The 8720-nt window shown below is 42.9% G+C and carries 8 protein-coding genes; 6 read left to right on the top strand and 2 right to left on the bottom strand.

All coding sequences use genetic code 11. The annotated features are described in order from the left end of the window. Positions 1-646 precede the first annotated feature (646 nt). Both HYU97_04245 and HYU97_04240 read left to right on the top strand, forming a co-directional pair. The gene (locus HYU97_04245) at positions 647-1642 is read left to right on the top strand and encodes an NAD-dependent epimerase/dehydratase family protein (protein MBI2335954.1); all 996 of its coding nucleotides are present in this window, start codon (positions 647-649) and stop codon (positions 1640-1642) included. A 6-nt stretch (positions 1643-1648) separates the two neighbouring features. Next, positions 1649-2842 (top strand): acyltransferase family protein, encoded by a 1194-nt coding sequence (locus HYU97_04240; protein MBI2335953.1) that lies wholly within the window; start codon positions 1649-1651, stop codon positions 2840-2842. A 68-nt stretch (positions 2843-2910) separates the two neighbouring features. Here HYU97_04240 and HYU97_04235 read toward each other — a convergent pair whose 3' ends face one another. Further along, positions 2911-3882: a hypothetical protein gene (locus HYU97_04235; protein MBI2335952.1), complete on the bottom strand. Its 972-nt coding sequence runs from the start codon at positions 3880-3882 to the stop codon at positions 2911-2913. 265 nt (positions 3883-4147) lie between these two features. Between HYU97_04235 and HYU97_04230 the strand changes: the two genes are divergently transcribed. Further along, entirely contained in the window at positions 4148-5050 is a 903-nt protein-coding gene (locus tag HYU97_04230; protein ID MBI2335951.1) for a L,D-transpeptidase, read from the top strand. Continuing rightward, positions 4995-5930 (top strand): DUF882 domain-containing protein, encoded by a 936-nt coding sequence (locus HYU97_04225; GenBank protein ID MBI2335950.1) that lies wholly within the window; start codon positions 4995-4997, stop codon positions 5928-5930. The genes HYU97_04230 and HYU97_04225 overlap by 56 nt, the downstream gene beginning before the upstream one ends. Here the strand turns inward: HYU97_04225 and HYU97_04220 are convergent. Beyond that, positions 5881-6417, bottom strand: coding sequence for a hypothetical protein (locus HYU97_04220; GenBank protein ID MBI2335949.1), 537 nt, complete (start codon positions 6415-6417; stop codon positions 5881-5883). The genes HYU97_04225 and HYU97_04220 overlap by 50 nt on opposite strands. Before the next feature lie 123 nt (positions 6418-6540). Here HYU97_04220 and HYU97_04215 point away from each other — a divergent pair, with 123 nt between their 5' ends. Both HYU97_04215 and HYU97_04210 read left to right on the top strand, forming a co-directional pair. Beyond that, positions 6541-6708 (top strand): hypothetical protein, encoded by a 168-nt coding sequence (locus HYU97_04215; protein MBI2335948.1) that lies wholly within the window; start codon positions 6541-6543, stop codon positions 6706-6708. Between the two features lie 605 nt (positions 6709-7313). Beyond that, complete coding sequence (locus HYU97_04210; protein MBI2335947.1) at positions 7314-8513, top strand: hypothetical protein; 1200 nt, start codon at positions 7314-7316, stop codon at positions 8511-8513. The last annotated feature ends 207 nt before the right edge of the window (positions 8514-8720 follow it).

The following is an 8720-nucleotide window of genomic DNA, read 5'->3' as shown; positions in this document are numbered from 1 at the left end:
GATGGCCTCCTTTGCTTAAGTGTTGTTGCAACAAACCATTTTGTTGCACTCTCTTATTGGGCTAACCAGCGCCCGGTGGCAAGTGCTGAGGTCATCCATATCTTCTAATGGAGTTAGCCGTCACGGAATCCTTCCGCGTTCCCGCCGCAACGGCGGGCCTCGGCTTTCCATGACGGCTAACTCGCATTGGGGGCCCCGGCGATTCCGCGATGGGTCGAAAAAGCTAACTCAACGGCAAAGTCGCTTAACTCTCTTTTTATATAATCCCAAATATTTGCAGAGAAGTCTTTTCAAGGTTAGGAGAGGCCAAGGGAGAGCCTTTCAGCGCAGGAGGTCGGCCGTAAGAGGGCTAAAAAATTCTATTGTTTTTTTGAATTAGAGGACGACAGAGGAGTACTCTAATTCAACTAAAAACAAAGAATTTTTTAGTCCGACTAGGCCGACCGGGCGCGGGCTCTCCATTGGCCTCTCCTAACCTTGAAAAGACGTGGGGGAATGTGCAAATGAATTGAAGAATGAAAAAGAAGATTGCCACGCTCGCCAACGGGGCTCGCTCGCAATGACAGAGAACATTACTGGGTCCCCGCCTTCGCGGGGATGACATCTTTATCTTGATTTTAAGCCACTTATCCCCATAGAATACCTCATGGCATCTAATGCAAACTCACTTCCGAAAGTCGTTGCCGTCACCGGCAGTGGCTTCAAAGCCACTAACATTTTACAGCGACTCGATCGCAACCGCTCGATTCACAAAGTTATCTCGCTATACTACAAAACTCCAAAACTCCGTTTGAGTCGTACTAAATATATCCATTTAGATCTGACCGAAGAATTGGCCGATGCCAAACTTGCCGAAATTTTAAAAAAAGAAAAAGTCGACACCTTGATTCATACCGCCTTTCCCATCACACCACCCCGAAATTTATCTTTTGCCCATGAACTCATTTCGGTGGGGAGCATGTATGTTTGCAATGCAGCCTCGGCGGCCAAAGTAAAAAAACTAATTTTAACGTCTACCACCGATGTCTATGGCCCCTTTGCCGACAATCCCAATTATCTAACCGAAAAACATCCGGCCCGTGCTTTTCGCAAAAATAGTTTTCTTAAAGATAAATGTGATGCCGAAAATGGTTTTTTGCGCTTTGCTCGCAAGCACCCCAAAACTATTGTTACCATCCTGCGACCTTGCACTATCATGGGCCCCACGGTCGATAGTTTTAAAACCGCTTATTATAATCTGCCTATTATTCCCACAGTGATGGGATATGACCCCCTCATGCAATTTGTTCACGAAGACGATTTGTTTCGCTCGGTAGAATTGGCTGTTTATCAAGATTGGCCGGGAATTTACAATATTGTAGGCCAAGGGGTATTGCCGTTATCTAAGGTGATTGAATTAACCGGAAAGTACCGCATCCCTTTGAGCATGATCGGGCTCAAGGCCTTTGTGCAGACACTTTGGTTTTTAGATATCTTGCCTGCCCCAGCGAGCTATATTGATTTTCTCAAATACATCTGTGTAGCAGCCGGTGACAAGGCTGAACAAGAAATGGGTTTTGTCGCCAAATATACGACCCGAGAGGCCTTCTTATCTTTTATAGGCGCTGAACGGCTGCGTCGCGTTCACCTGGTGGAGGCTTAAAAACTTATGGCAAAGACTAAAAGTTTTAATCCAAAACTAAGACTCATTAACTTTAATGCCTCGCCTGCTGAAGCAACATCTCAGCCTGCTAAAAGTTTAGAAGAACAGATTCGCGAAGGTGAAACTAAATTACTTAAAAAATTAGACCAGATTGAAAATAAATTATCGAAGGTGGGCAGCAAAAAGCATCCGGCCGATGCCAAGGCGTTGCAACAAGAATTGAAGGCACTCCGCGAAGAAATTGCCAAACTGTCTACCGGCTCTGAACCCATAAAACCAAAAAATATATTGGCCACTCACCATGTTGCTTCGGATTTTAGGTCTCAACTCAGCCGTGCCCTCTTTCGCCGTATCTTGGGTTATCGCAAACTCAAATCAGAAAAAATTTTACAAGCCAACGATATTAATCTTAACCCTGCTACCGAAGAAGTTGACGAATTTGGCCGAGATTATAAATTTGAAGCCAAAATAAAACCTATCTCTGACTTTTTTTATTATAAATATTGGCGCGTCTCAACCCACGGAGTTGAAAATGTCCCGCACAAAGGCAGAGCTTTACTAGTGGCCAACCACAGCGGCACGCTTCCCTTTGACGGCCCCATGATTCGCTTGGCTGTGAACAACGACCACCCCGCCCGTCGCGCCGCACGATTTTTAGTAGAAGATTTTGTTTATTATTTACCGTTTGTGGGAACGTTTATGTATCGCGTCGGTGGCGTGCGAGCCTCGCAAGATAACGCCGAACGGCTGCTCAATAAAGATCACCTCGTGGCGGTTTTTCCTGAAGGTCAAAAAGGGATCGGCAAACTTTTTAACAAACGTTATCAATTGCAACGCTTCGGCCGTGGTGGTTTTATTAAGCTTGCCATTCGCACCAACACTCCAATCATTCCGGTAGCCGTGGTCGGCGCTGAAGAAACTCATCCCCTGCTTTATAAAGCCAGCTTCTTGGCCAAGCCTTTTGGTATTCCGTATGTCCCGATTACCCCCACCATGCCATGGTTTGGCCCCTTGGGATTTTTTGGCCTACCCACCAAATGGACTATTTATTTTGGCAAACCCATCAATGTCGCCCAATACGGCAAAAAGGCCTTAGACGATGATCTGCTCATTCATAAACTTTCTGAACAGGTGCGCCACACCATTCAAGAGATGTTAGTCGACGGCCTCAAACGCCGCAAATCCATATTTTTTGGATAATGACACTGTCATTCCTGCGAAGCATGCCCTCGACCCCGATCGGGGGGCAGGAATTCATAACATTGTAACTACTTCTTATGCAGCTTAATCTCGGCACCAAAGATCGCATGATTAAGATCTTCCGGAAGGGCTGGAAAGGTGGTTTGCTCGAGTTCAACCGCAAGCACAAGAGTGATATCATTGGCACCGCTCAAAGGCGAACCTGTTAATGCTAGATGTCCGCCCTCGGTCGTCAAATCTACTGATTTAGAAGTAAGTGTAACCCCATCAATCGTAGCAATCGCCGGGATATCTAAGATAAGCCCCGGAATTTCTAAATCCACTCCATCAAAAGTCCCTTCATATTCACCCACCAACAAATCAACTTTTAATTCTGACAAGGCTTGCCCTGGGGGCAAGGGGATTGCAACCGTAGGCCAACCTTCTTCGGTCATTTTAGCTGTGCCTTTTTGTTCATTTAACTCGAATGAGAAATTCCCCTCCACAGCCTCCGCACCTAATTTTGTTTTATTATTGTTACTACCAAAAGAGGCCTCATGAATCATATAGGTTGTCATATCAATGACCTCAAACTCGCTTCCACTGCTTTGCCCACAACCAGGCAAAGATTTTTCGGCTGTGCCATTTAGCTTCAACTGAAGAATGCCCAATTTTGGCCCATTTAAAACGATATCGAGATAAGTCACATGAGTGTCGGGTGAAAAAGTAACCTTACGAGGTTTATAAGTTACCGTAACTTCCATCGTACCACCGGGTGGGATGATAATCTCATTGGCAATATCCCCCATCGACTTATATTCCACCCCATTCGAAACAACCTTGCTGATTTTATAAAATTTGTCTTTGTTGGTCCCTAGCTCAAACATCACAGCCTGAATTCGCTGGGGTTCTTGCATATTGTCGTTGCGAACCATAAGGGTTTGATCTTGCGGCAAACAGGCAAAGGTTTGATAATTTACCTGGCCAATCAAGCCACCCACTTGATTCGTCGAACTTTCACAAGCAACTAAAGCAAGCAACAATAGCACCCACATTGTCATCCCGGGCTTGCCTGCCCCGGACCCCGATCCGGGGACCCCGGATCTAAGTCCGGGGCAGGCCCGGGATCCATGATGATAAAATGATTTTTTTAAATTCATAGCTCCCCTGTGGGCCCCTAAAACCCTTTTAATCCCTAAGTAATTCTCGTGTTGTCCCTACAAAAGTTGCGCAAGGAAATTTCTGCATTGCGTCATTAATAGAAATTTAGCTTCCTATAGGGGACTTACTTCGTCTATAATTTTATTGAGGGCATGGGGAGAAGAAATGTCGCAAAAGGCCATTTTCACATTTTTAGCTTTTATTCTCGGACTGGGGGTTTTTCTCCTAAGTCCTTCCCTTTATGCTGAAGAAAAGCGCTTAGGGATGGAGTTTGCCGAAAATCTTCAAATCGTCGTCAATATTCCCGCCACCAAAATGACCGTTTACAAAAATGGAAAACCCATCAGACATTTTAAAGTCGCGGTAGGAGCGCCGGCTTTCCCCACTCCCGTCACTAAGTTCCATTTTAAACAAATCATTTGGAACCCAGGTTGGAACCCTCCCGATAGCCCTTGGGCAAAAAATGCCAAGCCCGAACCCCCTGGCCCCAACAATCCTTTAGGCCCAGTCAAATTACCCATGCAACAAGCAGTCCTCATCCACGGCACCAGCAAACCTTGGAGCATTGGCCATCCGGCAAGTCATGGTTGCATTCGCATGAATAGCAAAGATGCGATCGAATTGGGAACTTTTTTGCAAACAGAATTGTTGCCTAATGAAAATAATACCTGGGAAAACAAATACAGCAAAACTCGTTGGCAAACCGTGGTCAAAAATCTGCCCAAGGCCGTTCGCGTGCGAACTATCTACGAACCCTTTGAACTCTATAAAACAGAGCTCACTCTTCACCCTAATTTCTATGGTCGCAAAGAAGAACTTTTAAATGCCATTGTTGAACATCTATTGGCCCAAGGAGTTTACACCGCACCCTTGGATTTAGAAAAAATTAAAAACTTGCGAGCAACAATTAAAACCAACGGAGCGATTGTAGCGTTAGAAGATTTGTTTTATGGTACACCCGATGTTGTCGCCCTTAACTTTTCTTTGGATCCGATTTGTCAGGTGCAAAACGATGTGGCTGGCGATCCTACTCTTGTTGCCAGCTCCGCTATGGAGTCAAACTTCTAATTGGCCCACGGGGGATGGCACCCTCAATTTGTTTAATTACCACCTCAATGAATTCAGCCAAGTTACCTTTCGAGATAAAAAGAGCTATCGGTTAGATGGCATCAACAAGGCCAATCATTTACTGCGTTCCCGCGATAACGGCCAACCTATTAACATTGAACCACGTTTATTAGACCTACTCGATCATCTCCAAGATCATTTTGGCGCCGATACGGTCGAAATTATTTCGGGCTATCGCAGCCCTGAGCTCAATGAAAATCTACTTAAAACGGGCCACAAGGTAAGCCCGCAAAGTTTACATATGCAAGGTAAAGCCATCGATATTCATATCGATGAGATTCGTGAAGAAACCCTGCGGGATTATTTGCTGAAATTAAAATTAGGCGGCGTTGGTTATTATGGTAGTTTAGATTTTGTGCACGTGGATGTGGGGCCCTTTCGCACCTGGTCTGATGCCTTACCGAACGAACGTAAATTGATTGGGGTCTTAAACCCTAAGGCCAGGTTACAAATTCAAACCGATAAAAACGAATACGTTGGAAATTCCATCCCCGCCATCTTACTCACACTGAAACTACCCCTTACCAGTGACCTCAAAGCGCTTTCACCCTTACGTCTACAACATTTTCACCGTGGGAAATGGATAGACCATCAAGATAAGCTTGCTGTAACATGGAGTGGAATCACCGGAACAGGTTCGATGCAAATTGCCCGCTTTTCCTTAAAACCAACCTCATATGGTAAGCTCCGTTTGGTCTTCTTTGACCAAGAAAAACCCAGCGAATTGCTTTCTTCCAATGAATTTTATCTCAAAAAAGAATACCGGTGGGTTAGAAATGAAGCCCCGCACCATACTGAGCTACGGGCCCAAATTCAATAACACTTGAGGGTTGATCAAAATTATTTTTAGGCAATGCCATGGCCCCACCACCTAAATGTAACGACAATCTGTCAAATGGCCTATAACTCAATAACACCACCCCTATTCCGCCAAAACCAGCAGAACTATAATCCTTTACATTGGGAATAGGTTCTTGCAAACTAGTGCGGTCGTATGTCCCCCTAAACAAGGCATAACCGGCTTGTATTTTAACATTAAAGCCAAATTTTTCAGATAATGCATGGTACCAATAGATAGAACCATGAGGTAAAATTAAACGTTCGGATCTACCTGCTTCCAATATTCCGTCACCGGTAATAATGTCCTCGTTAATAATACCCACCCCAACTGTAACTCCTGCTCCAAGCTCAATACGATTTGTCTTATCTTCAACAACAGGGGTGGTTGCTTCTAGATCAAAGCCACCTTCAAGCCCCCTACGAATAGCACTGAAAAACCCCGACACATAGGTTGAGAACCCAGTCATATCGACTCCCTTCCCCCATTTTGATTGATGGGAGAATTATCGTAATAAAAGCCAAATAGTTGTGGGTAAATATTTATTATAATAATATTTATAATATTTATATTTATAGCCGCTTATCTTCAGATGGTAGAGGAGATTCTTCAATGCGATTGGAAGGAAAAGAAGCCTTATTCTTCAACACCCTCCATTGGAAATCCCGAATGGGTTATAGAAAAGACAAAAGAACTTAAACAACAACGATCTCTTCAACAAGCCACCTGGAAGTTAAAATTCAAAGAAAAATTTGGGTGAGTTAAAAAACTCTATTTCTAAAAATGGCCTTTGAGATAGAAAAGCTAGGGACCTTTTTACCTTCATTTTGGAAATCCAAACTAATTTAGGCACAAATCCAGTCTAAACCCTTTCAGAAGGCTGCAAGCTTAAAGCACAGCTCTGTTAAATTTTACCGGTTATTATCCATTCGTGGCATTTTGCCCCAAAATTCGTGTCGAGTAGGGATGTTCCTTCGTCATGAATTTACTTCGTCATGAATTTAAAAATAAAATAATAAAAAATAAAAACGATAGCCAAGAGCAAAGAACCTGAATATATTTTAGGGCAGGAATTGTTATTTTATTAATGGCGTTCGACATTGTCAGCCTTTCAAAGGCTAACCGGTCGGTGCAAGTTGAAACTCAATCAGGTCGCGAGCAGCGTCATTTCGGCACACGCGGTTCTAAAAGCGTCCATCTGGGGGCACGTTTGAGTGAGCCAATAAGACGATTTTCGAACTAGGAAATCGCTTTGATATCAGTTTGTTTTGCGAATTTCTGAGCTTGGTGGATTTTTCGAGAGGTCAAACGGACGGCTTTTGAACCATCAACGCTTAAAGTGTTAGACTTAGACGGGGTTTGTGCATGAAAGATAGATTGTTTTTATTTATCAATCTCTTACTTTCCCTCTACGCTCTTCTCTCCCTATTTGAAAAATCAGAGAACAATATTTTTCTTTGGATTTTATTCTCAGTAATACTCGGGGTTTCCATTTTTGCGCTCATTATGCAGCGCTTTAGAAATTGTATGCTGAAGGTACAAGCTATCCTAGCAGGCATTTTTGCTATTATCATATTATCGATTACAATTGCAGTGTTGGCTATGAATAGTTTGGATGGCCTTGGAAGTTCTACCTATGGTGAATCTGGGAAAATATTTGCACAAATTACACTTTTGGCATTTTCAGTGCAGGTACTATTATTAGTTTATTTGGTTTACTTTTCTAAAACAATTTTATTGAAAAACATCACAAATCGTTTCAAGTGGCTTCATAAAATCCATTGGTATGTTCTTAGTATTGTGACTATTTGTGGGTTGCCGGTTATCACATCATTGGCGAAACAAATTTACTATTATGATCCTAATAATGAGCGCCTATATTCTGTAATGGCAATGATCCACAACGAAGATAAGCGTTCTCAAGCTATACAAGAACTAGGCTTGATGATTGAGAATGATCCAGAGAATTACTTCTATTATCGATTGCGGGCAGATGCAAAGCTTCAAAATGGCAATATGGAAGATGCCTTAATTGATTTAAAGACGGCAATCGAAAAAGCAAATGGGCAGAAGGAAGATGTGCCTTATAGTTTGTATGAGGATATCGGCATCATCTACATTCAACAATCAGAAACAGATAAGGCTATGTTTCATCTGGGAACAGCCATTGACCTGTGTAAGAAAACATACAGGCATTTTGGTTATTGTAAAAGGAGCCTGCATCTTCGCGGTAAACTTTATTTTTTCAACAAAGATTACCCTAACTCCACACAAGATTTCGAACTCTATCTGAAAACTCCTCAACCAAAAGATCTCATCGAAGATGCTGATGAAGTTTTGGATACACATATCATGCTAGCAGAATCGTATCATGCAATGGGAAAACAAAGTAAGAGCTATGACATACTCAGAGCTTTTGCCAACTCTCTATTGAAAGAAAAGCCAACATCGGATCACCTACATGCAATTAGCTTGATTGATAAGAAAATAAGGGAATTGTCAGATAATGCACATTCAATCATTAAGGACCTTATTGAAGAGGGTGTAATTATGGAACTAAAATAATATGAAAAAGTGAAATAATGGTAATGCTTCAGTTACGGGTGGACAAGAGGCATTTTTGAGGGAATGACGCGAGCCTGTGGATAAGGGGATCCTTAAAATCCCCTTATCCACAGGCTTTCGAGTATCTGCGCACCCATTTGTCTAAAGTACTTTTGCCCATCCCTAGGTCTAAAGCCGCATCCTTTACCCTCATTTGTTGCTTTGTTT

The organism is Deltaproteobacteria bacterium (genome assembly GCA_016183235.1).
GTDB lineage: Bacteria > UBA10199 > UBA10199 > DSSB01 > JACPFA01 > JACPFA01.
This window is presented reverse-complemented; position numbering and strand designations above follow the sequence as displayed.

Bases quoted from the DNA above. Each gene is read 5' to 3' on its own strand.
- HYU97_04240 (MBI2335953.1), top strand. From the start codon at position 1,649: ATGGCAAAGACTAAAAGTTTTAATCCAAAACTAAGACTCATTAACTTT.
- HYU97_04215 (MBI2335948.1), top strand. From the start codon at position 6,541: ATGGTAGAGGAGATTCTTCAATGCGATTGGAAGGAAAAGAAGCCTTAT.
- HYU97_04235 (MBI2335952.1), bottom strand. From the start codon at position 3,882: ATGACAATGTGGGTGCTATTGTTGCTTGCTTTAGTTGCTTGTGAAAGT.
- HYU97_04245 (MBI2335954.1), top strand. From the start codon at position 647: ATGGCATCTAATGCAAACTCACTTCCGAAAGTCGTTGCCGTCACCGGC.
- HYU97_04225 (MBI2335950.1), top strand. From the start codon at position 4,995: ATGTGGCTGGCGATCCTACTCTTGTTGCCAGCTCCGCTATGGAGTCAA.
- HYU97_04230 (MBI2335951.1), top strand. From the start codon at position 4,148: ATGTCGCAAAAGGCCATTTTCACATTTTTAGCTTTTATTCTCGGACTG.
- HYU97_04220 (MBI2335949.1), bottom strand. From the start codon at position 6,417: ATGACTGGGTTCTCAACCTATGTGTCGGGGTTTTTCAGTGCTATTCGT.
- HYU97_04210 (MBI2335947.1), top strand. From the start codon at position 7,314: ATGAAAGATAGATTGTTTTTATTTATCAATCTCTTACTTTCCCTCTAC.